The organism is Acinetobacter sp. YH16031 (genome assembly GCF_013417335.1).
Classification (GTDB): Bacteria; Pseudomonadota; Gammaproteobacteria; order Pseudomonadales; family Moraxellaceae; genus Acinetobacter.
Genome location: NZ_VPED01000023.1, coordinates 25485 through 50910 on the forward strand (window position 1 = coordinate 25485; position 25426 = coordinate 50910).

Here is a 25426-nt window from a genome sequence, read left to right on the forward strand (position 1 = left end):
ATGCAACAATGGGCCAGGATTGCAATTCTCGGAGCCATGTTTGTTGTCGCATATTTGCTCATTTTGGCGTGGCAAAAAGATTATGGCAATGCTGAAACCAAACCACAGCAAGAAGCTGCGGTTGTTTCACATGAAGTATCTGCAGATTTGCCAAATGCTCAGACGGCGACGACCGCCTCTGATCTGCCACAAGCAAATATGCCAGCGCAGCAAGCAACGGATGCCACCGCACCTGTAAGTCAGCAGCTTATTTCAGTACAAACTGACCTTTATCATCTTTGGATCAATCCTAAAGGTGGTGATATTGTTCGTGTTGAATTACTCAATCATGACAAGAATAAAGACAGCGATGAACCATTCGTTATGCTGGAAAGCGATGCGAAACGGACTTATGTCGCTCAGTCGGGTCTGATCGGTCTGAATGGACCGGACAGCAGCCGTAATGGCCGTCCAACTTATGAGCTGGAAAAAACGGCTTATACACTGGCAGATGCCAAAGCCGCTAAAAATAAAGATGGCGAAACAGTCAAAGTACTTTCTGTACCTATGGTCTTTAAAACGGCTGATGGTGTAGAAGTCATTAAAACCTTCAACTTTACTGAAGGTGAATATCCGGTAGTTGTGAATCACAAAGTGGTCAACCGCAGCGGCCAGACCTGGCAAGGTCAGATGTTCGGTCAGATCAAACGTGACAACTCTGAAGATCCAGGTAAATCTGATCAGGGGATCTTCACACTGGGAACATTCCTGGGCGGCGCTTGGGGTACACCGGATGAAAACTACAACAAGTTAAAATTTGACAACTTTGTTGAAGAAAAACTGAATACCGAAGCCAAAGGTGGCTGGGTTGCCATGGTTCAGCACTACTTTGTGAGTGCCTGGGTGCCAGGTAACCTGAAGCTGACTCAAGCCAATGGTGAAGCTTACAGCGCGAAGCTGGAATCACGCAAATCAACTGATAACATGAATATCATTGGTTTTACTTCTCCAACTTTCAATGTGCCTGCAGGTACCGTAGCTGAAATCGATGCGACTTTCTATTCAGGTCCAAAAGTTCAATCAGAGCTGAAAGATTTAGCGACTGGTCTGAACCAGACTGTAGACTATGGCTGGTTATGGCCAATTGCCAAACTGCTGTTTGTTGGTCTTGAGTTCTTCCACGGTCTAGTGGGTAACTGGGGTTGGGCAATCATCCTATTAACCGTACTGGTGAAACTGATCCTGTGGCCATTGTCATCGAAGAGCTACCGCTCTATGGCGAAAATGCGTGTGATTGCACCTGAAATGCAACGCATGAAAGAAGAGTTCGGTGAAGACCGTATGCGCTTCTCTCAGGAAATGATGGCACTGTACAAACGTGAGCAGGTGAATCCACTTGCTGGTTGTTTACCACTGCTACTGCAAATGCCAATCTTCCTGGCACTGTACTGGGTGTTGATGGAATCTGTAGAACTGCGTCATGCACCATGGATGTTCTGGATTCAAGATTTATCTTCAATGGATCCTTGGTTCATCCTGCCATTGATCATGGGTGCGACCATGTATATTCAGCAGATGCTGAATCCGCAGCCAACTGATCCAATGCAGGCGAAAGTATTCAAGATTATGCCAGTGATCTTTACAGTATTCTTGCTGTTCTTCCCGGCAGGTCTGGTGTTGTACTGGATTGTGAACAACTTGATCACGATCTTGCAGCAAACACTGATCAACAAGTCTGTTGCCAAAGACCGTGCTAAACGCGATGAGGCAACATCAGTCAACTAAGTTGTACTGATGGGCTGAATAAATCCGCTTAAGATGGTAATCTTGAGCGGATTTTTTTGCTGTATTTTTAAGTTTTTTCTAGGTGAATGTTATGCTCGACCGAACTACGATTGCTGCGATTGCAACTCCCCCAGGACGTGGCGGTGTAGGTGTCATTCGCCTGTCGGGTCCCAAGTCTTATGAAATTGCCCAGGCTTTGAGTCAAAAAGATTTGCCCAAAGCCCGTTTTGCCGGGTTTCGCCAGTTCTATGATGCAGTTGGTGAAGTGATGGATGAAGGTCTAGTAATCTGTTTCCCAAATCCGAATTCCTTTACCGGTGAAGATGTGGTGGAGCTGCAAGGCCATGGTGGCCCGGTGATTCAAAATGCCCTGCTGGGCCGCTTACTGGAACTAGGTGCAATTGCGGCCAAAGCTGGTGAATTTTCTATGCGTGCCTTTGAGAATGGCAAGCTGGATCTGGTGCAGGCGGAAGCGATTGCAGATCTGATTGATGCGACCTCCCAAGCGGCTGCCCGGTCTGCAGTCCGTTCGCTGCAAGGGGCATTCTCGACTAAGGTCAATACGGTATTAGAACAGTTGATTCACTTGCGTTTGCATGTCGAAGCGGCGATCGATTTCCCGGAAGAAGAAATTGACTTTCTGGCGGATGGCAAGATTTTAAATCTGCTGGATGGTGTGGCGAATGCCGTCACTCAGGTTCAGCAATCTGCACGTCAGGGTCAGTTACTGCGTGAAGGCTTACAGGTGGTAATTGCCGGTAAACCGAATGCAGGTAAATCATCCCTGCTCAATGCCCTAGCAGGCAATGAACGTGCGATTGTGACCGATATTGCCGGAACAACCCGTGATGTGCTGCATGAAAAGATCACATTGAATGGCCTGCCGATTACCCTGACCGATACTGCTGGTCTGCGTGAAACCGGCGATATCGTGGAAAAAGAAGGTATTCGCCGCGCGATTAAAGAAATTGAACAGGCCGATCTGCTGTTGCTGGTTTATGACCTGAGCCAAGGTGATGACCCATTACAACTCGCTCAAGAATATTTTGCCGAGCATCTCGAGCCAAAACGTCTGATCCTGATTGGGAATAAAGCCGATTTGACCGGTGCCGATGCTGTCATGGGGGATTTTAAGGGCTTCCGTCACATTACCGTTTCAGCCAAGCAAGAAACTGGCGTCCAGTCGCTCATAGATGCGATTACGGCGCATGCAGGCTTCCAGCCTGAAGAAGATACCTTTATTGCCCGTACCCGCCATTTAGACGCAATGAAGCGCACTCAGATGTATTTGGCTGAAGCCCGTGAACAACTTGTTGTTTATAACGCAGGTGAACTGGTCGCAGAGTCTTTACGTCTGGCACAGAACGCACTGGGCGAGATTACCGGTGACTTTAGTGCGGATGATTTGCTGGGTAAGATCTTTGGATCATTCTGTATTGGTAAATAAGACTAAACGTATTTAAAAAAGCATCTTCAGATGCTTTTTTTATATCTTGTGGATTTATATTTTAGCCTTGGATTGTCATTCGAAGATTTATAAGTAACTGGCTGATAAATATTTTTATGAACTTTTGATGATATTTCGCGACAACAATTAACGCACTTGTTAGGTAAACAGGTAGGCATTTGTGCATAACTCTTTTAAAGTAATTTATAGAAATAAATAGGAAGTATACGTCTGATGCATGGCGTTAATAAGGTCAATCTTTTTGGTACTTTAGGTCGAGATCCTGAAACATAAACTTTTTTTATTTTTAAAAATAAAATGCCCAGCGTGGGGCTGAGCATTTTAAGGTGGGATGTCTGCAAACATCCCCAAACAATGGAAAACAACTAGAGCGACTAGAATGAAAACCAAAGCTTTGTATTAAGAAATCAATATAGACTTTTCTATAACGTCAGTAAATACATTTTCTACTCGTATCCTTATTGAGCTTTAGAGGAGTTTTGTCTTGAATTTTGGAATACTTCATTCACGTTGCTTTTGTTGAAAGTAAATTTTAGGAAAAATTTATGCAAAAGCATGTGATTCAAAACCCAATGTTTGATTCAAAATCTTTGAAGTTGATGTATGAGCAGTTATGTAGGGATTATGCCTATGCGAGTGAAATTGCCAGTATGTCAGGGGCGGCATTTGAAACTTTATGGGCAACAACTTAAACCATTGCTTAGAAAGCAAATGCGAGAAATAGAAAACTTTTATCAACTAGAGTTGTTTTAGAAGATAGTTTAATAAAAGCCCTCAAATGAGGGCTTTTTTATTAGGCTTTTACCTGTAGTTTTTGATGCCATAACCACAAGATTAGACAGAGTGCACTGATCGCTACACAGAAGCTGATCACGGCAAATCCTAAGCCGAAGTGATCAGCCAGATAACCTACCGCGATAATCGGCACAATCGTGCCCAAATAGCCTATAAACAGGTAAGTCGACATCACGGCTGCACGGTTTTGCAAGGTTGTGATCGCATGAATCACACCGAATGCGCCCATTAAGGCAAAACCATGTCCAATCCCGAATAGGATATCACTGGCGAAGAACAAGATACTTGCTTTAAGGATCATACAGAGCGCAAGACTAACCAGGCTCACCAGCATAATCATCAAGCCAATATTCAGACATTTCTTTGCAGGAACAGCTTTAGCAAAGAACTGCACCACAGCAGAAATCAGCAGAATACAGGTAATGGCGGTACCGCTGACCAAAGGACCATGCCAAGGCAAGATATCCTGCACAAAAGACGGTGACAGTGAAGCAAATAAACTGAAAGCAGCAAAGGCATTAAATGCAGTTAATCCCACAATCATGAACACAGCATGATACTGAGGTTCAGGACGCAGTAATTTCGGTGCAATACTAAAAGGCTGACGTTCAAAAGCAGGGGTTTTTAGCCAGAATAATCCGACAAAACACAGCACTGCCCCAAGAATAATTGGGAGGTATGGAGTAATTAATGGAGCTTGAGAAAACTGCGCAATTACCCCACCCACAAACGGCCCCAAACCAAAACCTATAGCCGTCAGAATCGATACCAGTTGTGGTGCAAGCTGCTTATGAGTCTCTGGAATGGTTTGCATCATGCCTAGCATTGCTGAAGTGGTCATCAGACCTGAAGCAATACCAATGATAAAACGACCCAACGACAAAATCAGCGCATTCTCGGCAAAAACTGAAATGACCAAGCCGATGCTAATAAATACCAGGCCAATTTGCAGGGTTCTTAAGAAACCAATCGTGTTGCTGGTACGTCCCAGGAATAACAAGGTACCCAGACAGCCAAACATATAGGCGACAAAAATATAGGTAATCTGGCTTGGGGATAAATGCCAGATCTGTTGATAAATGGGATAAAGCGGACTTGCCAGTGCTGTACCGATGGTACCCATAATCAATGCAAGACTGACCATGGCGAAAGGTCGCCATGAGATATTTTCTGTCATGTAGCTGCCGTAAAAGTTTCACCACATTTTAAAAAGAATGATGTGAAAGAAAGAAGCGAATGGGTGGCAGTGTATCGGTTAGATGAAAAAGCGGTCAATTATCTTGCTGTAAAGAAAACAAAAATATTGAACTAAACAATTAGCCATAACGCTTTAATAATTTTAAAAACTCAGCCATTTCTTCTTCATTAACCGCAGCTTCTCCAATGACATGCTCTCTTAAATGGGTCTCGATCAACTCATTCATCAAACCGTTTATAGCACCTTTAACGGCTGCAACCTGTTGCAAGACCTGAATACAGCCTGTCTCAGGATTCTGGAGAGACTGCTCTACGGCGTTCATCTGACCTTGCAAGCGCCGTACCCGGTTTAATATTTTTTTATCATCATGTACATGACTCACCACAAATCTCCAAAAATAAATATACTAAGGGGGAGTATTAATATCAGTTCCCTTTTATGCAAAAACATAACGCCAATTCGCACAGCCATCAATTTGATGAAGGTAATCCACTCGCACAGAAAAAGATTCTGTTTGCCACGATTCTGACCGCCGTCATGATGGTGCTGGAAGTATTAGGGGGATGGATCTTCCAGTCAATGGCTTTGCTTGCCGATGGCTGGCATATGGGCTCGCATGTATTGGCCTTGGGGCTGGCTTACTTTGCCTATAAAGCTGCCCGCCATTATACGAATGATCCCCGCTTTAATATGGGCACCTGGCGGATTGAAATTCTGGCCAGTTATAGCAGTGCAATTTTATTGCTTGTGGTAGCCGGTTTTATGGCGATTCATTCAGTAGAACGTCTATTTTCGCCAGTTCAGATTCATTATAACGAAGCCATTCCAATCGCGATTTTAGGACTATTGATTAATCTGGCCTGTGCCTGGTTGCTGCATGATGATGGGCACCATCACCATCACCATCACCATCACCATGATCATCATCATGGGCATTCCCATCACGAGCATGATAATAATCATGGTCATCATGACTTGAACCATAAAGCGGCCTTTCTGCATGTGGTTGCTGATGCTGTAACTTCTGTTCTGGCGATTATTGCTTTGATTGCTGGAAAATATATGGGCTGGGATTTTCTCGATGCAGTACTGGGACTGGTCGGCTCAATCCTGATTGCACGCTGGGCGATTGGCCTGCTAAAGCAAAGTGCCAAGACTTTACTGGATGCCGATATGGATGCCCCAGTGGTCGAAGAAATACGTGAAGTCATTGCTGAATATGGGAATGATCTGCATTTAACTGACCTGCATGTATCGAGAGTCGGTAAAGGTAAATTTTCCTGTTTTGTTGCCGTTCAAACGGGAATCCCCATTAGTGCCGATCAAATCCGTGAGGCGATCTCTATTCATGAAGAAATCGTGCATATCTCGGTAGAAGTCAATCAGCATTAAGGGGTCAATGTTCCACGTGAAACATAACTGATTGATCAGTTCGATTTGAACATCAGGCTACATAAAATAGTCAGAATTTTCTTTTTAAAAAGACTAGAATCAAAACACATTTAACTTGGACCTGAGCAGGACATTCATGCAAATAAGAAATATGCTGCTGGCTTTGACCCTCTTCCCTAGCCTTAGCTTTGCCAATGTGGATACAGTTAAAGCCAATCTGGCAAAAAACAGTCCCAACCTGAAAATTGAAAATATTCAGCCTACCGAAATGAAAGGAATTTATAGCGGTTCCATGCAGGGACAGATTGTCTATCTGAATGAAGATGCCCAGCATCTCCTAGCCGGTTCAATGTTCCGGATCCAGGACCAGCATAATCTGACTCAGGATTTATTACTCAAACAAAACAGTGTCGACTGGAAAAAGTTACCGCTTCAGGATGCGATTAAATCAGTCAGAGGGACAGGAAAACGTCAGCTTGCCATCTTTTCTGACCCAAATTGCCCGTATTGTAAACAGCTTGAAGTAGAGCTGAAAAAACTTGAAGACGTCACCATTTATACCTTTATCCTGCCTTTAAAACAGCAGTCAATTGCGCCATCTAAACAGGTTTATTGTGAAAAAAATCCGGCCCAGGCTTGGGAAGACCTGATTGGTCAAGGCATACAGCCTAAATCGAAAAAGAGCTGTGCCAACCCGATTGAACGTAATAAACAGCTGGCACAATCACTCGGTGTAAATGGCACACCAGCGATTATTTTCTCGAATGGTTTTAAAGTCATGGGCGCTCAGCCAGCAGAACAGATTGAACAAGGTTTCAAAGAATTCGGCCTGTAAAATTCTGACTATACTCAATAAATAAAAAAAGAGCACTTAAACCAGTGCTCTTTTTTTATGAAAGAAACTTATTCTAAGCAGGGCTTAGATTCGTTTGCGTTTGGTCACCATATTATAGATAAATAGGATGACTACAGCACCAATCACTGAGGCAATAAAGCCTGCGGCAGAATCTTGGGAATACAAGCCCAGCATACGCCCGGCAAAGGTCGCAACCAGTGAACCGGCAATCCCCAACAGGGTCGTAACAATGAATCCAGCCTTGTCATCACCAGGATGAATCGCGCGTGCAACCAGACCCGCAATAAAACCCACCACAATCGCAACGATAATTGACCACATCAGCATACTCCTTGTTATCATGTCTTTGTTTTTGCGTCATGTTTATCTTGCGGCAAGAAAAGCACTGAAAAAAGTCATGTCCTGCAACGGGCTGTTGCGTTTTTGTTTGCTGTGTTACTGAAATGATTCAAGAAATAAAAAAAGTGGCACGAAGCCACTTCTTTTAAACCGGTTCTTAAAGGCCGATTTCACCAATAAATGGAATATGACGGTATTTTTGATCATAGTCCAGACCGTAACCAACAATGAACTTGTCTTCGACTTCAAAGCCCAAGAATTTTACTTCCAGCTCGATTTCACGACGTGAAGGTTTGCTCACCAAAGTGCATAGTTCAATTGAGTTTGGCTGACGGGTTTGCAGGATTTCCAGGACTTTGCTTAAGGTATTACCTGAGTCAATAATATCTTCAACCACTAGCACATCTTTACCACGGATTTCACCGTCCAGATCTTTCAGGATTTTGACATCACGGCTCGAAATCGTACCGCCGCCGTAGCTGGATACAGTCATGAAGTCGAGTTCATGTGGCTTGGTAATGGCACGACACAAGTCTGCCATGAAAATCACTGAACCGCGTAACAAACCGATAAGTACAAGCTCTTTGTCACTATTGGCATAGTGTGCATCGATTTTAGCACCAAGCTCTTTGACTTTAGCTTGAATTTCTTCAGCGGAAATCATTACGCTCATTTGAACGGTCATGGGTAGATACCTAAAAAATAAAAATAGCAAAATAAAAAAGGTGTTGACCTGCAACACCTGAATTGCAGCAATTTTAATACATCCTTGCTTGAGATGCACCTGTTTTACTTGCTGTAAATGTAATCAATTTTTGGGCTGCTGTGAATCTCTCTTCAGCGCAAAGGCACAGACAGCGACGATTGCAGCCAAAATGATCCTGCGCTGACGCGATTTATTGGGCTTTGACATAGACAGCCTGTCCATAGACATAGGTTGCTGCAATATTACGGTCATCCCCCAGCATGGTCAGTGCAAAAAAGGTATCTTCAATATTTTTGGCCCTGCTCTGGCGTAGTTGTTGTAAAGCGGTGGCATTAAGATCCAGCACCACAAAGTCTGCTTCTTTGCCCACATTGAAATTCCCCAAGCGGTCATCCAGACTTAAGGCTTTCGCACCACCTAGGGTCGCATGATATAGCGACTCAAAAGCCGAAAGTTTTTCTCCTTGCAGCTGTTGCACTTTATAAGCCTCATTTAGGGTTTGGAGCTGGTTAAAGGAGGTTCCTGCCCCGATATCGGTACCCAAGCCGACTTTCACGCCTTTATCCCAGGCTTTCTTCAGCGGAAACAAACCGCTACCCAGGAAAAGGTTTGAGGTTGGGCAGAAGGCAATTGCAGAGTCGGTTTGATGCATACACTCCCACTCCCCTTCCTCCAGATGCACACAATGGGCAAATACGGATTTAGCACCGGTTAGCCCATAATGATGATAGACATCCAGATAGCCTTCACGTTCCGGAAAGAGTTCTTTTACCCAGGCAATCTCGTTTTTATTTTCACTGAGATGCGTATGGACATAGATATCTGGATATTCGGCTTTTAACTGCCCTGCTTTTTCCAGCTGTTCGGGGGTTGAGGTTGGAGCAAAACGTGGCGTAATCGCATAAAGATTACGTCCTTTACCATGCCATTTCTCAATCAGGGCTTTAGAGTCGCTATAGGCAGATTCTGCAGTATCCGTCAGGGCTTCAGGTGCATGGCGGTCCATTAGCACTTTACCGGCAATCAGACGCATATTCTGTGCTGTAGCCGCTTCGAACAGTGCTTCTACCGAGGCTGGATGAACGGTACAGAACACCAAAGCTGTGGTTGTACCATTTTTCAGCAATTCCTGAATAAAGAACTGTGCAATTTTCTGGCTATACGCCGGATCCTGAAACTGGATCTCAGTCGGGAAGGTATAAGTATTTAACCATTCTAGTAGCTGTTCCCCATAAGCACCGACCATTTCAGTTTGCGGGAAATGGATATGGGTATCGATCATACCCGGAATGATGAGCTGTTCAGGATAATAAGTAATATCCAGACCTTCAGGGAGCTGCTGCTGACCTTCCTGCCATGAGCCAAACCATTGGATTATTCCATTTTTTATGATGAGTAAACCATCTTCTATATAACGCACTTGGTCGTGAATTTCACGTGCTTGGGCAACTGTATTCTGGATATCGAGGAAACGACCACGGATAGCTGTCGTCGCAATGTAAGAAGACATTGAAAACCTGCACTTTGTAATTTTTTCGATTGATTGTAGCTGAAAAAATTAGCATGTTTATATGAACATTCATATTTAACCATGCGTATTTTTTATGAGATCAGACAATCACGAATAATTTCAACAGAGCGTGCGTATGCAGCTGAGCTTATAGACAAATAAAAAAGCCTGCATCAGCAGGCTTTTTTTATGATTAGCTTTACAGCGTAGTTTCGTTATGTTTCTTGCTATGACGAATCGACAAAATCGCAGTCACCGTCAAGACAATCACAATAAAGCTCAGTGAAATCCAGATCGGCATATGGAATACATCCAGCATCAGCATCTTAAAGCCGATAAAGACCAGAATCAAACCTAGGCCATAAGGCAGATAATGCATTTTTGAGGCTGCACCTGAGAGCAGGAAGAACATTGCACGCAGGCCTAAAATTGCCATCAGGTTCGCAGTAAGCACAATGAAGGGGTCGGTGGTGACAGCAAAAATAGCCGGGATAGAGTCTACCGCAAAAATCACATCAGAGGCTTCGACCAGAATCAGCACTAAGAATAACGGCGTTGCCCAAAGCAAACCATTTTGACGGACAAAGAATTTATCGCCCTGAAGTTGCGGGGTGATACGCATATGTTTACGTAGCCATTTCAGAATGGCCATATCTTCAATATTGCTGTCTTCTTCATGCTGACCACGCAGGAATTTGAAGCCGGTATACACCAGGAACGCACCGAAGAGATACAGAATCCAGGAGAATTCCTGTACAAACCAGGCACCAATAAAAATAAAGATTGTTCTGAGCACAATTGCACCCAGTACACCATATAACAGCAATTTACGTTGTAGCGCTGGTGGAATGGCAAAGGCGGCAAAGATCATCAGCCAGACAAAGACATTATCAATTGCCAAGGATTTTTCCAGCAGATAACCGGCAAAGTATTCCATGACCTTGGTATTGGCAATTGCCGCACCTGCAGTCTGCTCCAGATACAGCCATAATCCACCACCAAATAAAGTCGCGACACTGACCCAGGCGATACTCCAGTAGGCAGCGGTACGGACTTTTACTTCCTGACCATGCTGATGTTTAAAGCCGACAAAATCGATCACCAGCATGACGGCGACAATTGCGAAAAAGACAAGATACAGCCAGAGCGTACCAATTGTTTCCATGTGAATTCTCCACATCGGACGACTGGCCATAAAAAAACCTTGACCAGCTGCCAGATGAAAAACATCTATAACAACATGATCAAGGTCTTGCCTACATCTTAGTGTTTCACTTTTTTATATCAAGTGTGACCTAAAGATGCTCAGATACCGACTTTTTGCAAAGTGTAATGACGATATTCTGACACGTTCAAAAACTGAAATTTCATTCTTAAACGTTTGGAGGAGGCTACTCCCCTTGTTCAAACTCAATTCTGTTTGAGCAATTGCTCAATATCAAATGAGCATGACAGATTTTATGCATAATCACAAATTATTTTACAAAAAGCAGCGTTTAATCAGCAGCTTTGGGCAGGAAGTCCAAACGCTGAACCAAATAAAGACTAAGCAGAAATCCAAGAATCGCCAGCCCTGCTCCGGCCCAGCCAATGCTCGATAGCCCAATCTGAAGTGTGACTATACTGCCAAGCAAAGCTCCTCCGCCAATCCCGACGTTATACAGGCCTGAATAAATGGCCATGGCAACATCTGTGGCATCTGCAGCTAGGTTCAGGGTTTTGGATTGTAGAGCCAAGCTGAAACCAATGATGCTCAAACCCCACAGCAGAGATAAGCCAGAGAGGCCTGTGACTGTGCTCGACAAGGGCAATAACAGCAGCATGGAAATAACCAGTCCAAAAGTAAAAGCAGGAATAGTCATTTTCGGAAACTGTGCGGCAAAGCGGCCAAACAGATAAGAACCCAGGAATCCTGCTCCGCCATAAACCAGAAGTAAAGTTGTGGTCTGGGCTGAATCAAAGCGGGCGATATTCAGGGAGAATGGTTCAATATAGCTATAAGCGGTAAACTGCGCCGTAATCACCAGAATGGTGAGGGTAAAGACTAGCATCAGGCTTGGACGTTTGATCAGGCTTTTTAAGCTGCTGAGGGAGCCTGAATTGACACTTGGAAGCAATGGCAAGGTTTTGGCCAGAATCAGGCAAATGATCAATGCGAGACACGCAATCAGGGCAAAACTATTACGCCAGCCATACGCCTCACCAATCATCCGGCCAAATGGAATACCGAGCACCATCGCCATCGCCGTTCCTGTGGCTAATAAACCAAGTGCCTGAAACTCTTTACCTTTCGGTGCGACCCGAACCGCGAGTGAAGCGGTAATCGACCAGAACAAGGCATGTGCGATGGCAATCCCTATCCGGCTGATCACCAGCGTGCTAAAACTCCAGGCAAAATAGGACAGCACATGACTTAAAATAAAGACCGCAAAGACCAGCATCAGTAGAAAACGCCGTTCTATGGCTTTAGTGAGCAGCATGATCGGAAGAGATAGTAGGGCCACGATCCAGGCATAAATGGTCAGCATGATGCCTGCTTGAGTGGCGGACATGGCAAAGCTTTGCCCGATTCCACTCAGTAAGGCCACAGGAATAAATTCAGTAGTGTTAAAAATAAAAGCCGCGCAGGCTAAAGCGATGACACCAATCCATTGCTTGGTGACGGAAGAAGCGGAAGATGAGTCAGACATACGAAGTTGCATGCAAAAAGATGCTGCATTCTAATCCTGTCTTTCTCAATTAGGGAGTAGTTAAAATTAAATTTTTGGGGTGACATGCGATGACTAAAACTGCATCACCCTCAATCAGGCAAAATAGAGAAATAAAAAATTATCAATATTTGAAAAAATTCACAGGAAATGATGAAAGAAAATAAAAAATTTCATCCAATATTAAAAACTTAACAATAATTCATATTATTTCTTTAAGAAGATGTTTTAAATTAAATAAACCAATAATTTTATTAAGGGATCAGCCTTCAGTATGGACATTCAACATCAAGATTCAAAACGCGGCGGTGTATTTTTTATGGAGGAAGATGGTCGACGTCTTGCTGAAATTACATATCAGTGGCAAGAAGCATCGACCATCGTGGCTGATCATACCTGGGTAGATAATTCCTTACGCGGTCAAGGCGTAGCACGCAAAATGCTGGATGTGCTGGTCGACTTTGCCCGCAAGAATAGCTTAAAAATTATTCCCCAATGTTCCTATGTAGATGTCATGTTTAAACGTGATCGCAGCCTACAGGATGTGGCAGCTGCTATTTAGCAATTGAATTAAACTTATCCAAGATAGAGATATGTTGTAATTTGCCTTTAAGTGCAGGTACAGAAATACGCTGCAGCAGGTTATATACGCCATAACCTGCCATCAGGCCTATGCTGTTCCATAACACTTCTTCATATTTGCCTAACAGCGTAAGTATTCCTATCATCAGGCTTACACTGATATAAAAAAACATACGACGGCGAACAAACTGTAAAAGCGTCCAGCCTACAAAAACTGAACTGAGCAAAATGTTGGTCTCGGTCGTCAAGGCCATCTCATTCAGCATAATCAAAAGCATAAAACATATACACAACAACGCTACAGTGAAAATCAGATCTTTTAACATCAGGTTTCACTCCTTCATCATTATCGCTATATATCTGAAATCATTGATTTCCTCTCAGGAGGTAATTGTTAGAAGTTTTCTTTGGAAAAGCAAACCTAAAACAATGTAAGCAAAAACGGATATTTGATTAAAAAATGATCGACTTAAATTAAAATAATTGATTAAATTATGCTTTTAATTCTTTCTTCAGTGAGATGACCTTATGCTACAGCTTTGCTACGCCAGTGAGCGGATAGAATCTGAACAAGAGTTATTACAGGATCTTAGCGATATATTATCTGTAGCGAGAAAATTTAATAAAGCTCACCAAATTAACGGGGTTTTATATTATTCCCACGGCAAGTTTTTTCAATGTCTGGAAGGTGAAGCAGAGGCGGTAGAAAATCTGTTTCAGAGTATTTGCCGTGATCCACGCCATCATCAGGTGCTTCGCTTTCAGGATGCAACGGTAGAACGTCCACATTTCTCGGAGTGGTCGATGAAATATGTGCATAAACATAGTGAAATTTCTTCTTTATTTTCACGTTTAGGTTTAGGTCAGTTTGAACCTCATGCATTGCAACAGGAACAGTTGAGTGGATTCCTGGAGCTGCTCTATCGTCTGGATGAAAATCAGGCCAATCTTGCTTCTCCTCAAGGTTATAAACAGCGTGGTTATATTCCCTATTTTTAATTGACGCTAAAAAATAAAAAAGTCCGCTATGCGGACTTTTTTTTGTTGTCGATAATGATTTAAGTCATTTCAATCATGACCTTTAAAGCCTTTTCGTCAGAAGCATGTTTAAACACATCATAGGCCTTTTCAAATTCAGCAAACTTAAAGTGATGGGTGGCCAGTTTTTCCAGTGGCAGTTTGCCGGAGCAGCAGGTCTTGAGCAGCATACCAGTGGTATTGGTATTGACTAGGCCTGTGGTTATGGTCAGGTTCTTGATCCAGAGTTTATTCAGTTCAAAATTGACGGATTTACCATGTACACCGACATTGGCCAGATGTCCGCCCTCCTTGACGATGTGCTGGCAGATATTCCAGGTGGCTTCCAGGCCCACTGCTTCAATGGCACAGTCCACCCCTTGCCCATCAGTGAGTTCCAGTACACGTTGAATAGCATCCTCATTGGCTGAATTCACGGTATGGGTGGCCCCAACCGTTTTGGCAAATTCTAGCCGGTTGTCATCTACATCGACCATGATGATATTGGCTGGAGAATAAAACTGGGCAGTGAGCAAGGCACTCATGCCAATCGGGCCGGCACCGACAATCGCCACATTGTCCCCCGGTTTGACCTGACCATATTGCACACCAATTTCATGGGAGGTCGGCAAAATATCGGAAAGAAAGACCGCAACATCTTCATTCAAACCTTCTGGTAAATGATAGAGAGAAGTATCGGCAAATGGGGTTCGGACATATTCGGCATGAGTGCCGTCAATCATATAACCCATGATCCAGCCACCCTCGTTTCTACAATGGGCATACAGCTGTTTCTGGCAGTTTTCACAGGTGCCGCAGCGGCTGACACAGGAAATAATCACCCGATCGCCCTTTTTAAAGTTTTGAACTGCGGAACCGACTTCTTCCACAATACCAATACCTTCATGACCGAGAATCCGGCCATTAAAGCTGCCGGTTTTTTCTTTTGCAACCTCCTCAATTTCGGGGTTTTTACCTTTCCATATCCCGAGGTCAGTACCACAAATGGTGACTTTGCTAAGTTTGATAATGGCATCAGTAGGTTGCAGAATTTGGGGAATGGGGCGTTCTTCAAAGCGGATATCATTGGCGCCGTAATAAACCATGGCTTTCATTGTTATCATGACAGATCTCCTAAGGAAATGAGGGTCTGAACAAGAGAGATAAAGCTATTTTTTTTGCTGACTTTGTACCTTGGAAAATAATCAGGAGGGTGGAGAATGAAAGAGAATGGAAATGCTGTTGTTCTTATTGATTGTGCCTAGAGCACTCAAAGACTGCAATGAGTCTTATGTTCAGATTGCAACAAAAGATAATGAAAAGAAGAAAGATAAATTTTAGCTGTTTTAATAGTGAAATAAGAAAGTTGATTCGAACTTGAATGAAGTTCAATTTTCTTAAGAAAAGATAGAAAACGAATTTAATTTTTAAAATAAAAAAGCCCGCTATTACGGGCTTTTTTATATAAATTTTTAAGCTTTTAAAGCGCCAATCAGTTTCTGATGTAGCCCGCCAAAACCGCCATTGGACATGATCACCACAGCATCGCCCTCACCTGCTTCAGCCACTACGGTCTGGATAATCTCATCCAGAGTACGTGCGACTACAGCTTTATTTGGTGCAGCGTCAATTACCGGTTGCAGATCCCAGTCCAGACCTTCAGGTTGATACCAGATCACTTCATCCGCTAGACGCGCGGAATGTGCCAAACCATCTTTATGACTGCCCATGCGCATGGTATTGGAACGTGGTTCAATAATCGCCCAGAGTTTGCGTTCACCCAGACGTTTACGCGCGCCTTCTAAGGTCGTATCAATCGCCGTCGGATGGTGCGCGAAATCATCATAAACCTCGATACCACGGACTGTGCCTAACAGTTCCATACGGCGTTTCACACCACCAAAATTGGACAGCGCTTCACAGGCGGTTTCAATCGATACGCCGACATGTTCAGCAGCGGCAATGGTGGCCAAGGCATTCGCCACCGAATGCTGCCCGGTCATATTCCACTGTACTTCGCCTTTGACTACGCCCTGTTGCAGGACTTTGAAATGTGAACCATCTGCTGACAATTGTTCTGCATAAAGTTCAGATTTCTCGTTGGCATCTAGACTGGTGCGCACTACAGGCGTCCAGCAGCCCTGCTCTAGCACTTCATCAATATTCGTTTCAGTAATTGGCGTAATAATGCGGCCTTCACTTGGAATGGTACGCACTAAATGGTGGAACTGTTTCTGGATCGCTGCCAGATCATCAAAGATATCGGCATGGTCAAATTCCAGATTGTTCAGAATCGCCGTTTTAGGATGGTAATGCACGAACTTGGAACGCTTGTCGAAAAAGGCAGAATCATATTCATCGGCTTCGACACAGAAGTATTTCCCGCCACCTAAACGCGCACTTTCAGAAAAGCCAAGCGGTACACCGCCAATCAGGAAGCCAGGTTCTAAACCGGCCTGATCCAGTACCCATGCCAGCATGGTGGTAGTTGTGGTTTTACCATGCGTACCAGCTACACCTAAAACGTGTTTACCTTGCAGGACATGATCTGCCAGAAACTGTGGACCTGAAATATAAGGCAGGCCTTCATTCAGCATATATTCTACAGCATCAATACCACGTTTCATGGCATTGCCGACAATGATCAGATCCGGATGCGGCTGTAAATGGCTACGGTCATAGCCCTGCATTAAAGTAATGCCTGCATTTTCCAGCTGGGTCGACATCGGGGGATAAACATTTTGATCCGATCCTGTCACCTTATGGCCCAGATCACGTGCCAGTAATGCCAGTGAACCCATAAAGGTGCCACAAATACCCAAAATATGCAGATGCATCTACTTCACTCCATTTTGCCTGACACATCACTTTGTACTGGTGCTGTTGCCATGATTTATTCGATTTGCAAGCAACGATAGCAAGGCTTTGAACGAAAAGATAGTCAAAGTTCAAGCATTCTTGCGGGATTTTTTAAATCCTGTTTCACAGACAAATTCAGGGAAATTTTCAAGCTTCCAGAATATCTTTTGGCAAAATAAATCGTAAAATAAGCCCGAACTTTTTGCAGAGTGCATGCAGATGCTACCGGCTCTCTTTCTTCTGGTGATTGCCAACTGTTTTATGACCCTGGCCTGGTATGGACATCTCAAATTCCTGCCGCATGATGCACCGCTGTGGCAGGCGATTTTATTTAGCTGGGCCATTGCCCTGTTTGAATATAGCCTAATGATTCCAGCAACCAAATTATTAGCCCAACAGGGACTGGCGGTGGGTCAAATGAAAATTACCCAGGAAGTCGTCACTCTACTGGTCTTTGTTCCCTTTATGATTTTCCTGTTCAAACAGCCGTTTAAACTGGATTATTTATGGGCGGCGCTATGTCTCTGTGGTTGTGTCTATTTTGTATTCCGCAGTTCTTGAAATCATCTACTAGCCACTACTTCCCTATTTTTATTCCAGTTTTTAAGAATCTGCTAAAAAAATAAGAAAAATCGAGCCTTGCTTTGACCGTTAAATTTTATGAAGCTGAAAAATCAGTCTATAATATGCATTCCTATTCAAGCTTGGCTCTCTCGTCGAGATTTATCTTTCTTACTTTAATCTCTGGAAAATTTGCAATGAATGCGGCTGCTGCACAAGATACTCCTCTCGTAGGTATTATCATGGGTTCTCAATCAGATTGGGCAACTCTCGAACAAACTGCCAATATGCTCAAGCAGCTTGGTGTCCCATTTGAAGCCGAAGTCGTTTCCGCACACCGTACTCCGGACCGTCTGTTTGAATATGCTGAGCAAGCGCGTGATCGTGGTATTCAGGTAATTATTGCCGGTGCAGGTGGTGCAGCGCATTTACCAGGTATGTGTGCAGCCAAAACTGATTTGCCAGTATTGGGTGTACCCGTCAAATCTTCGATTTTAAATGGTGTCGATTCATTGCTTTCTATCGTGCAAATGCCAGCGGGTATCGCCGTAGGAACATTGGCCATTGGTCCTGCCGGTGCAACCAATGCAGCCATTATGGCAGCACAGATTTTAGGTTTAACCCGTCCAGAGATTGCAAAAAATGTCGCAGATTTCCGCGCGGCACAAACCGAGAAAGTCGCAAGTAACAATATTCCAGGTCAAATGTAAGTCCAAGCTTAATACGGGATCAAACACAATGGATAAAACCATCGGTATTTTTGGTGGCGGCCAGCTAGGCCGGATGATGGCACAAGCCGCACTACCCCTAAATATTCAATGTACGTTCTTTGAAGCTAATACGGATTGCCCTTCTGCGGCTTTGGGTCCGGTTTTCTCAACCAAAGCTGTAAATGGCTTGCAGGACTTTGTCAATAGCGCAGATGTCTTCAGCCTGGAGTTTGAAAATACACCGCTGGCTGATGTAGACGTTTTAACGCAAAACAAAGATCTACATCCGCCACGTCAGGCATTAGCCACTGCACAGCATCGTCTGTCTGAAAAAGCCCTATTTGATGAACTGGAAATTCCGGTTGCACCGTATAAAGCGGTGACTTCAGTCGAAAGCTTGCAGGCGGCTGTGGCTGAGCTTGGCTTGCCGATCGTGTTGAAAACCTCTCGTGGTGGCTACGATGGTAAAGGTCAGTTTGTTTTACGTTCAGCCGATCAAATTGATCAGGCTTGGGCGGAACTCGGCCCTGCTGGTGAACTGATCGCAGAAAGTTTTGTGACTTTCTCGCGTGAAGTATCGATCATTGCGGTACGTGGTCAAAATGGTGATGTCAAAACCTGGCCATTGGCTGAAAATCATCACCACAACGGCATCCTGTCGCATTCGATTGTTCCGGCACCCAATAGTGCGGATCTGCAGCCAGTCGCGCAAGACTACATCACTCGCCTGCTCAATCACTTGAATTATGTGGGTGTATTGACCCTTGAGCTGTTTGTGACAGACAAAGGCTTGTATGCCAATGAAATGGCACCACGGGTACATAACTCAGGTCACTGGTCGATTGAAGGCGCGATCTGCTCGCAGTTTGAAAACCATATTCGTGCGGTCGCAGGTCTGCCACTGGGTTCAACTGAAGTGGTGCGTCCAACTGTGATGGTGAACATTATCGGTCAGCATCCTAAATCTGAAGAAGTCTTGGCTTTAGAAGGTGCCCACCTGCATCTGTACAACAAAACAGAACGTGAAGGCCGCAAGATTGGCCACATCACTTTGATGCCAACAGACAGTGCTCAGTTGACCACTTTATGCCGTCAACTGGCCAAGATTTTGCCAAATCCACTGGCATTGAGCGAAGATATGACCATCTAAGCTTTAAGCTGCTGATAAAAAAAGCGATCACTTCGGTGATCGCTTTTTTATTTGTCCAGATTCAGGCATGATTGCGCCTCTTTAAAAATCCCCTGCCATTGGTCGGATCATTTTTAAAATCAATTGCTTATAAACTGATCAATTTAGTATAAATATAATAATTTAATTCGCTGCTATTTTGAGCTGAATTCTAGGTTATTCACTCGTGGATAAACTTAACATTGAGTTTGAATTTAAAACTGGAAAAATATTTGAATTTAAATTCATAAAAATAAATTCAAATTTAAAAATGAACTTTGAATTTAAACTTTGTTGTTTAAATTTAAATTCAAAAATATGAATTCAAATTTAAAAGCTGATCAATGAATTCAAAGTTCTGAATTTAAAAATAGTTATTCCTAATAAAAATGAATTTAAAATAGAAATACTATATACCAGAAGCCTTTGGCTGATTGAGCAGTCCTGATCTAAAGACAAGTTATCCACAATCATTTTTTAAATTCAAAAGTAATTTCCTGAGTTTTGAATTTAAATTTAAAAAATGAGCCTGATTTGAATTTAAAACAGGCTTGTGGATAAGTTTTTAAATTTAAAAGCTACAAAATGAATTCAAAAGTGTAGGAATTATGAATTTAAATTTACGCATTGGCGCTTTAATTTTCATCATGAACTGCTAAGGTAGAAACATAATTCAAAATCTAAATATTTAAGGGTCTTATGCAACGGCTTGCACTTTTTGTTGGTTCTTTGGTTTTAGCTGCTACACAGGCACAGGCAGAACTGATTATTAATGGTCAGCGTGTGACATCAACGGATATGTCTTCTGTGCCGAGCAGCCCGGTCAATTATGCGTCCCAAAATAATTTTCAGAATTGTCTTGCCAATTTGCGTAGTCAGGCAATTGCACAAGGCGTAAGTGGTTCAACCTACGATCGTTATACGCAAAATTTAACCCCCGATTATTCTGTGATTGAAAAGCTGAATTATCAGCCTGAGTTTTCGACCCCAATCTGGGATTATCTGTCCGGACTGGTGGATGAAGAGCGTGTGCAGCTGGGTCGACAGAAACTGCAGCAACATCGTGAGGTATTAAACCGGATTAGCGCAGCCTATGGAGTGCCGGCAGAAACCATCGTAGCCGTATGGGGCGTAGAAAGTAATTTTGGAGATATTTCAGGGAAATATCCTTTATTACAGTCTTTGGGTACTTTGAGTTGTGAAGGTCGTCGTCAAAGTTATTTCCGTGGTGAGTTCTTTACCACCATGAAATTGCTGCAACGGGGTGATGTCTATGAAAGCCAGCTCAAAGGTTCGTGGGCGGGGGCTTTTGGTCATACCCAGTTTATGCCATCGACTTATGATGAGCTGGCGGTTGATTTTGATGGGGATGGTCGTCGTGATTTAGTCGGCAGTATTCCTGATGCACTGGCTTCTACAGCCAATTTCCTGAAAAAACGTGGCTGGCAGACTGGCCAGCCTTGGGGCTTTGAAGTAAAAATTCCACAAGGTATGTCTGTTGCAGGCGAAGGCCGACGCAATAAAAAATCACTGAGTAGCTGGATGAACCGTGGTGTGGTGCGTGCTGACGGTACTCCGCTATTACAGGGCAATTTATCAGAATCTTCTCAGGCTGGCTTATTGGCACCTGCAGGCGAAAATGGACCGGTATTTTTAGTCTTTAAAAACTTTGATGCTATTTACAGCTATAACGCAGCAGAAAGTTATGCTTTAGCGATTGCACATTTATCTGACCGCTTACAAGGTAAGGGAAGCATTCGGGCAACTTGGCCAACCGATGATCCAGGTACGTCACGTGCGGAACGTCGCGAGATCCAGCAATTCCTGTTAAACCGTGGCTATGATATTGGTGAGGTGGATGGTTTGATTGGAGATAAAACCCGTCAGGCGATTCGTCAGGAACAGAACCGTTTGGGTTTAAGCCCGACCGGTCGCGCAGGACAGCAAATCCTGCGTGCATTTAGAAATGAAAATGCCAAACTCATGATGCGTTAGGAAGAATTTAGACATGATCTAAATATGATTCTTCATTATAAAAAAGGTCTGCAAATATGCAGACCTTTTTTATAACTATATATAGTGAGCTTAAAGCTGCTCTTATACAGAGGTAATTGTACCCAGAACACGATAACCTGATGCGCCTGTCACAGCCGGCAGATTGCCGCTGAGTTGATTCATAAAACGCATCGCCAGCCAGGCAAAAGCCGTGCCTTCTACCCAAGTCGGATTTAAGCCAAGGTCGGCTGTAGTTTGTACGCTCCAGTGATGTTTACGCAAACGCCAGCGTAACTGTTCCAATAAATGTGAATTATAGGCACCACCACCACAAACATAAACTTCACCGGTATCCAGACCGGAACGGTAAATGGCTTTTTTAATCGCACGGGTCGTGAGCTTCATTAAAGTAGCTTGCACATTCTCTGGTGTATCTTCAAGTTCATCATATTGAAGATCATTGCGCCAGTCAGCAATCTGTTCATCCAGCCATTCCAGATTAAAGTCTTCGCGGCCGGTACTTTTCGGTGGCTCTTTTGAGAAGAACTCATGTTCCTGTAAACGGTCCAATAGGCTACGGATTGGCGTGCCATAAGCTGCCCAGTTACCATTTTCATCAAAAGGCTGGCCGGTATAACGCTGACACCAGGCATCCATCAGAATATTGGCAGGGCCGGTATCAAAGCCATAGACCTGATCCGGTTGACCTGCCGGCAGGATACTCACATTGGCAATGCCGCCCAGATTCAGAATCACACGGTGAATACTCTCATGCTGGAAAATATCTTGATGGAAAGCAGGAACCAAAGGTGCGCCTTGGCCGCCAGCAGCCAGATCACGACGACGGAAATCGGAAATGACCGGAATCTGGGTGATTTCCGTAATAATATTTGGATCACCAATTTGCAGGGTAAAACCATGTTCGGGGCGATGGCGGATGGTCTGGCCATGCGAGCCAATCGCCTTGATTTGTGATCGATCTAAATTATTTTCTTTAATCAGCGTATTGATGCCATGACCAATCATTTGTGCCAGTGCGACATCAGCTTTGCCCATGCGGTCGATTTCATTGTCATCTGGCAAAGTTAACGCCATCAGTTCATCACGAAGATCGGGATCAAAAGGCAAGGTGAGGGTGGCATGAAGCTGAAGTGGATCAAAAGAAGCAGCAACAATATCGACACCATCCATGCTTGTGCCGGTCATTACCCCAATATAGATCGCTGTCATGATTATTCTTAAGCCTGCAATGTGCTGAAAAAGTGTTAGTATATCGCACAAATTGAATAACTGATGTATTTGGATTTTGTGATGTCAAATTTCCTGCCGGCTGAAGAACAACTTGCCCTCATTCAACGAGGCACCCACGAAATTATTTCCGAAGAAGACCTTCTGAAGAAATTAAAGCAGAATCGTCCTTTAAAAATTAAAGCGGGTTTTGACCCAACTGCACCGGACCTGCACCTAGGTCATACAGTTTTAATCAATAAATTAAAAGTATTCCAGGACCTGGGTCATGAAGTGTACTTCCTGATTGGTGACTACACTGCGATGATCGGTGACCCGACTGGTAAAAGTGCAACCCGCCCGCCATTGTCACGTGAGCAGGTGTTGGAAAATGCAAAAACCTATCAGGAACAAGTATTTAAAATTCTTGATCCAAACAAAACCAAAGTCGTGTTTAACTCGGAATGGTTTGCACAAAAAACTGCAGCTGACCTGATTCAATTGGCATCACAACAAACAGTTGCACGTATGTTAGAGCGTGATGACTTCACCAAGCGTTATAACAATCAGCAACCGATTGCGATTCATGAATTCTTATATCCACTGGTTCAAGGTTATGACTCAATTGCTTTAGAAGCTGACGTGGAGTTAGGGGGTACAGACCAGACCTTTAACCTGTTAATGGGTCGTACTCTACAAGGCCGTTATAACCAGGAAGCGCAGGTGTGCATTACTGTGCCAATTCTTGAAGGTCTGGATGGTGTGAACAAGATGTCTAAATCTTTAGGCAACTATATTGGTGTATTTGATGCACCGGGCGCGATGTACCAGAAAGTACTGTCTATGCCGGATTCATTGATTGAGCGTTATTTCGATCTGCTCAGCTTCAAATCTATAGAAGAAATTCAAGGCTTGCTGAAAGAAATCGAAGAAGGCCGTAACCCGCAGGAAGTGAAACGCATCCTTGCGCTGGAACTGGTGGAACGTTTCCACGGTGCTGAAGCTGCTGCTCACGCCCATAAAGGTGCAGGTAATATCATTACTGAAGGTGAGCTGCCTGAAGGTACGCCAGAAGTGACCATTTCACGTGGCGAATTTGGTGGTGAAATCTTCATTACTTCAATTTTACGTGAAGCTGGCTTAACCAAAAATGCTGCTCAAGCTAAAGATGCCTTAGGTCGCGGCACTGTAAAAGTGGACTGGAAACCGGTTGATGCGTCTTTTTCTGTGAAAGAGAACGTAACTTTAATTATCCAGGCTAGCAAAAAAGCAATTGCAAAAGTGACCTTCGTCGACTAAGCCTGGTTCTAAGTTATTGAAATAAAAGCAGGCTTCTGCCTGCTTTTATTTTTTAAGTTGTATATGAATTATATAAATATAGAAATTCAAAAAAAACCTTATAAAAACAACATTTAAATTTTGCCATTTGGCTTGCATTTCTGGTTTTTTGTGTATAAGATTTATTCGTCTAGAGATTCCGTGAAAAGCATATCTAGAGGGTAATGATCAATAACAGACAACTCCATAATTGATCAGGTCTCTAAATAAAGAGACAAGTTAATATAATGTGAATAACTATAATAATGACATAATGGATCGGGTAAAGATTCAATTCTAAGGAAGAGATTTTGGGAGAGATCTCTTCCTTTTTTATTGGTGTTGTCTGGCTATATGTTCAATCTTCAATAAATTCAAAACAAAGATGAATGAATCAGCTTGGATTCAGGTTAAATCCATGGTGAGATAAATGAATCATTTTTGAATCTCAATCCATCTATAAAAAGAAAGGTAAATAAGGTGTATCAATACCAGACTGAACAGATGTTTGATGAAGACATCGATTTCATTTTGCGTTTCCTCTTCAAATATGAGTCTTCTGAGCAGAAACAAAAATCTTTTGATCAGGCACAGACCTTATTTCAGCAATTAGATCTTGCCTCCCACTATTTACTCTTTTCATTAGTCAAAGAACGTCTGCCACGTCGGGCCAAATTATTGTTTGCTGCTGAAGACTATAGTGGCAAGAAAGAAGTGATTGAGGAAGTGATGCAGCATTGGGTAAAAGATAGATACTCAAATGTGGCTTAACCGATTTTAATCTTCTACTTATTCTTCTGCGCTTAAGTAAGCTTTCTGGATGATCTGAAATCTAGAAAGATCATATCCTCATTTTTGCTTCTTAAAAGCGGGTGTTAAGAAAAAATCTGTATTCAGCAAGGATTTTGATCTTAAAAAAAGCTCCATATATATAAGTCGGATAGAAAACAGCAAAATGTGTAACCTGATATAAGAAAGTTTCGGAAAATTCTGGATACAGCCCTTAAATTGTACGGTCTTATTTAAAAATCACAGTTTTTTGATAGTTATCAGGTCTTAATAAATTTTACTGTTTTAAATTGAATTGCAATAAATACGGCTTTTATTGAAGAAAAATGCTCAAAATTTAGATAAAAAAGCGATTTTTTAACGAAATTCGTAGAAAAAAGATACATACGTGAAAAATATAGTGAATTGGGGGTTGCAATGATTCTGAAATCCTCTAGAATGCACCCATACCGACGAGATAGACGG

Annotated in this window: 24 protein-coding genes; 13 read left to right on the plus strand and 11 right to left on the minus strand. The window is 43.2% G+C overall.

Going from position 1 to position 25426, the window contains the following annotated elements; all coding sequences use genetic code 11:
• The 3 genes from yidC (at position 1) to FTV31_RS10830 (ending at position 3924) form a co-directional block, all read left to right on the plus strand.
• Complete coding sequence (gene yidC / locus FTV31_RS10820; RefSeq protein WP_180014803.1) at positions 1 to 1764, plus strand: membrane protein insertase YidC; 1764 nt, start codon at positions 1 to 3, stop codon at positions 1762 to 1764.
• 91 nt (positions 1765 to 1855) lie between these two features.
• Positions 1856 to 3211, plus strand: a complete 1356-nt coding sequence (mnmE, locus tag FTV31_RS10825; RefSeq protein ID WP_180014805.1) for a tRNA uridine-5-carboxymethylaminomethyl(34) synthesis GTPase MnmE — start codon at positions 1856 to 1858, stop codon at positions 3209 to 3211.
• A gap of 566 nt (positions 3212 to 3777) precedes the next feature.
• Positions 3778 to 3924 carry a hypothetical protein gene (locus FTV31_RS10830; RefSeq protein WP_180014807.1) on the plus strand — a complete coding sequence of 49 codons (147 nt, stop codon included), beginning with the start codon at positions 3778 to 3780 and terminating at the stop codon, positions 3922 to 3924.
• A gap of 101 nt (positions 3925 to 4025) precedes the next feature.
• Here the strand turns inward: FTV31_RS10830 and FTV31_RS10835 are convergent, their stop codons facing one another.
• A complete protein-coding gene (locus FTV31_RS10835; protein WP_180014832.1) occupies positions 4026 to 5171 on the minus strand; it encodes an MFS transporter in 1146 nt (381 codons plus the stop codon).
• A 172-nt stretch (positions 5172 to 5343) separates the two neighbouring features.
• On the minus strand, positions 5344 to 5607 hold the full coding sequence (locus tag FTV31_RS10840; protein ID WP_180014809.1) for a metal/formaldehyde-sensitive transcriptional repressor: 264 nt from the start codon (positions 5605 to 5607) through the stop codon (positions 5344 to 5346).
• A 56-nt stretch (positions 5608 to 5663) separates the two neighbouring features.
• Here FTV31_RS10840 and dmeF point away from each other — a divergent pair, with 56 nt between their 5' ends.
• Both dmeF and FTV31_RS10850 read left to right on the plus strand, forming a co-directional pair.
• Positions 5664 to 6617 carry a CDF family Co(II)/Ni(II) efflux transporter DmeF gene (gene dmeF, locus FTV31_RS10845; RefSeq protein ID WP_180014811.1) on the plus strand — a complete coding sequence of 318 codons (954 nt, stop codon included), beginning with the start codon at positions 5664 to 5666 and terminating at the stop codon, positions 6615 to 6617.
• 136 nt (positions 6618 to 6753) lie between these two features.
• On the plus strand, positions 6754 to 7452 hold the full coding sequence (locus FTV31_RS10850) for a DsbC family protein (RefSeq protein WP_180014813.1): 699 nt from the start codon (positions 6754 to 6756) through the stop codon (positions 7450 to 7452).
• 84 nt (positions 7453 to 7536) lie between these two features.
• Here the strand turns inward: FTV31_RS10850 and FTV31_RS10855 are convergent, their stop codons facing one another.
• From FTV31_RS10855 to FTV31_RS10875, 5 genes are all read right to left on the minus strand, one after another.
• Positions 7537 to 7794, minus strand: a complete 258-nt coding sequence (locus tag FTV31_RS10855) for a GlsB/YeaQ/YmgE family stress response membrane protein (RefSeq protein WP_034171345.1) — start codon at positions 7792 to 7794, stop codon at positions 7537 to 7539.
• 175 nt (positions 7795 to 7969) lie between these two features.
• Positions 7970 to 8497, minus strand: a complete 528-nt coding sequence (hpt, locus tag FTV31_RS10860) for a hypoxanthine phosphoribosyltransferase (protein ID WP_004780337.1) — start codon at positions 8495 to 8497, stop codon at positions 7970 to 7972.
• Between the two features lie 211 nt (positions 8498 to 8708).
• Positions 8709 to 10028 (minus strand): guanine deaminase, encoded by a 1320-nt coding sequence (gene guaD, locus FTV31_RS10865; protein ID WP_180014815.1) that lies wholly within the window; start codon positions 10026 to 10028, stop codon positions 8709 to 8711.
• A 199-nt stretch (positions 10029 to 10227) separates the two neighbouring features.
• A complete protein-coding gene (locus FTV31_RS10870; protein WP_004780335.1) occupies positions 10228 to 11193 on the minus strand; it encodes a TerC family protein in 966 nt (321 codons plus the stop codon).
• Between the two features lie 331 nt (positions 11194 to 11524).
• Complete coding sequence (locus FTV31_RS10875; RefSeq protein WP_180004440.1) at positions 11525 to 12718, minus strand: sugar transporter; 1194 nt, start codon at positions 12716 to 12718, stop codon at positions 11525 to 11527.
• A 292-nt stretch (positions 12719 to 13010) separates the two neighbouring features.
• On the opposite strand from FTV31_RS10875, the gene FTV31_RS10880 reads away from it, so the two are divergent.
• Positions 13011 to 13298: a GNAT family N-acetyltransferase gene (locus tag FTV31_RS10880; protein ID WP_004780333.1), complete on the plus strand. Its 288-nt coding sequence runs from the start codon at positions 13011 to 13013 to the stop codon at positions 13296 to 13298.
• Here FTV31_RS10880 and FTV31_RS10885 read toward each other — a convergent pair.
• Positions 13291 to 13644 carry a hypothetical protein gene (locus tag FTV31_RS10885; protein ID WP_104426804.1) on the minus strand — a complete coding sequence of 118 codons (354 nt, stop codon included), beginning with the start codon at positions 13642 to 13644 and terminating at the stop codon, positions 13291 to 13293. The two genes, FTV31_RS10880 and FTV31_RS10885, sit on opposite strands and share 8 nt — an antisense overlap.
• A gap of 202 nt (positions 13645 to 13846) precedes the next feature.
• Between FTV31_RS10885 and FTV31_RS10890 the strand changes: the two genes are divergently transcribed.
• On the plus strand, positions 13847 to 14317 hold the full coding sequence (locus tag FTV31_RS10890) for a BLUF domain-containing protein (RefSeq protein ID WP_179993049.1): 471 nt from the start codon (positions 13847 to 13849) through the stop codon (positions 14315 to 14317).
• A 59-nt stretch (positions 14318 to 14376) separates the two neighbouring features.
• Here FTV31_RS10890 and FTV31_RS10895 read toward each other — a convergent pair whose 3' ends face one another.
• Positions 14377 to 15459 carry a zinc-dependent alcohol dehydrogenase family protein gene (locus FTV31_RS10895; RefSeq protein WP_180014817.1) on the minus strand — a complete coding sequence of 361 codons (1083 nt, stop codon included), beginning with the start codon at positions 15457 to 15459 and terminating at the stop codon, positions 14377 to 14379.
• A 348-nt stretch (positions 15460 to 15807) separates the two neighbouring features.
• Positions 15808 to 17172: a UDP-N-acetylmuramate:L-alanyl-gamma-D-glutamyl-meso-diaminopimelate ligase gene (mpl, locus tag FTV31_RS10900; RefSeq protein WP_180014819.1), complete on the minus strand. Its 1365-nt coding sequence runs from the start codon at positions 17170 to 17172 to the stop codon at positions 15808 to 15810.
• Between the two features lie 241 nt (positions 17173 to 17413).
• Here mpl and FTV31_RS10905 point away from each other — a divergent pair, with 241 nt between their 5' ends.
• The 4 genes from FTV31_RS10905 (at position 17414) to FTV31_RS10920 (ending at position 21628) form a co-directional block, all read left to right on the plus strand.
• Positions 17414 to 17755, plus strand: a complete 342-nt coding sequence (locus tag FTV31_RS10905; protein ID WP_004780323.1) for a DMT family protein — start codon at positions 17414 to 17416, stop codon at positions 17753 to 17755.
• A 197-nt stretch (positions 17756 to 17952) separates the two neighbouring features.
• Positions 17953 to 18465 (plus strand): 5-(carboxyamino)imidazole ribonucleotide mutase, encoded by a 513-nt coding sequence (gene purE, locus FTV31_RS10910; RefSeq protein ID WP_180014820.1) that lies wholly within the window; start codon positions 17953 to 17955, stop codon positions 18463 to 18465.
• Positions 18466 to 18493: 28 nt separating this feature from the next.
• Positions 18494 to 19615 carry a 5-(carboxyamino)imidazole ribonucleotide synthase gene (locus FTV31_RS10915; protein ID WP_180014822.1) on the plus strand — a complete coding sequence of 374 codons (1122 nt, stop codon included), beginning with the start codon at positions 18494 to 18496 and terminating at the stop codon, positions 19613 to 19615.
• Between the two features lie 717 nt (positions 19616 to 20332).
• Complete coding sequence (locus FTV31_RS10920) at positions 20333 to 21628, plus strand: lytic murein transglycosylase (RefSeq protein ID WP_218948717.1); 1296 nt, start codon at positions 20333 to 20335, stop codon at positions 21626 to 21628.
• A gap of 102 nt (positions 21629 to 21730) precedes the next feature.
• On the opposite strand, the gene FTV31_RS10925 is transcribed toward FTV31_RS10920, so the two are convergent.
• Positions 21731 to 22858, minus strand: a complete 1128-nt coding sequence (locus FTV31_RS10925; RefSeq protein ID WP_180014824.1) for an anhydro-N-acetylmuramic acid kinase — start codon at positions 22856 to 22858, stop codon at positions 21731 to 21733.
• Positions 22859 to 22921: 63 nt separating this feature from the next.
• On the opposite strand from FTV31_RS10925, the gene tyrS reads away from it, so the two are divergent.
• Positions 22922 to 24154, plus strand: coding sequence for a tyrosine--tRNA ligase (gene tyrS, locus FTV31_RS10930; protein WP_161792066.1), 1233 nt, complete (start codon positions 22922 to 22924; stop codon positions 24152 to 24154).
• A gap of 522 nt (positions 24155 to 24676) precedes the next feature.
• A complete protein-coding gene (locus tag FTV31_RS10935) occupies positions 24677 to 24943 on the plus strand; it encodes a hypothetical protein (protein WP_218948719.1) in 267 nt (88 codons plus the stop codon).
• Positions 24944 to 25426 lie beyond the last annotated feature (483 nt).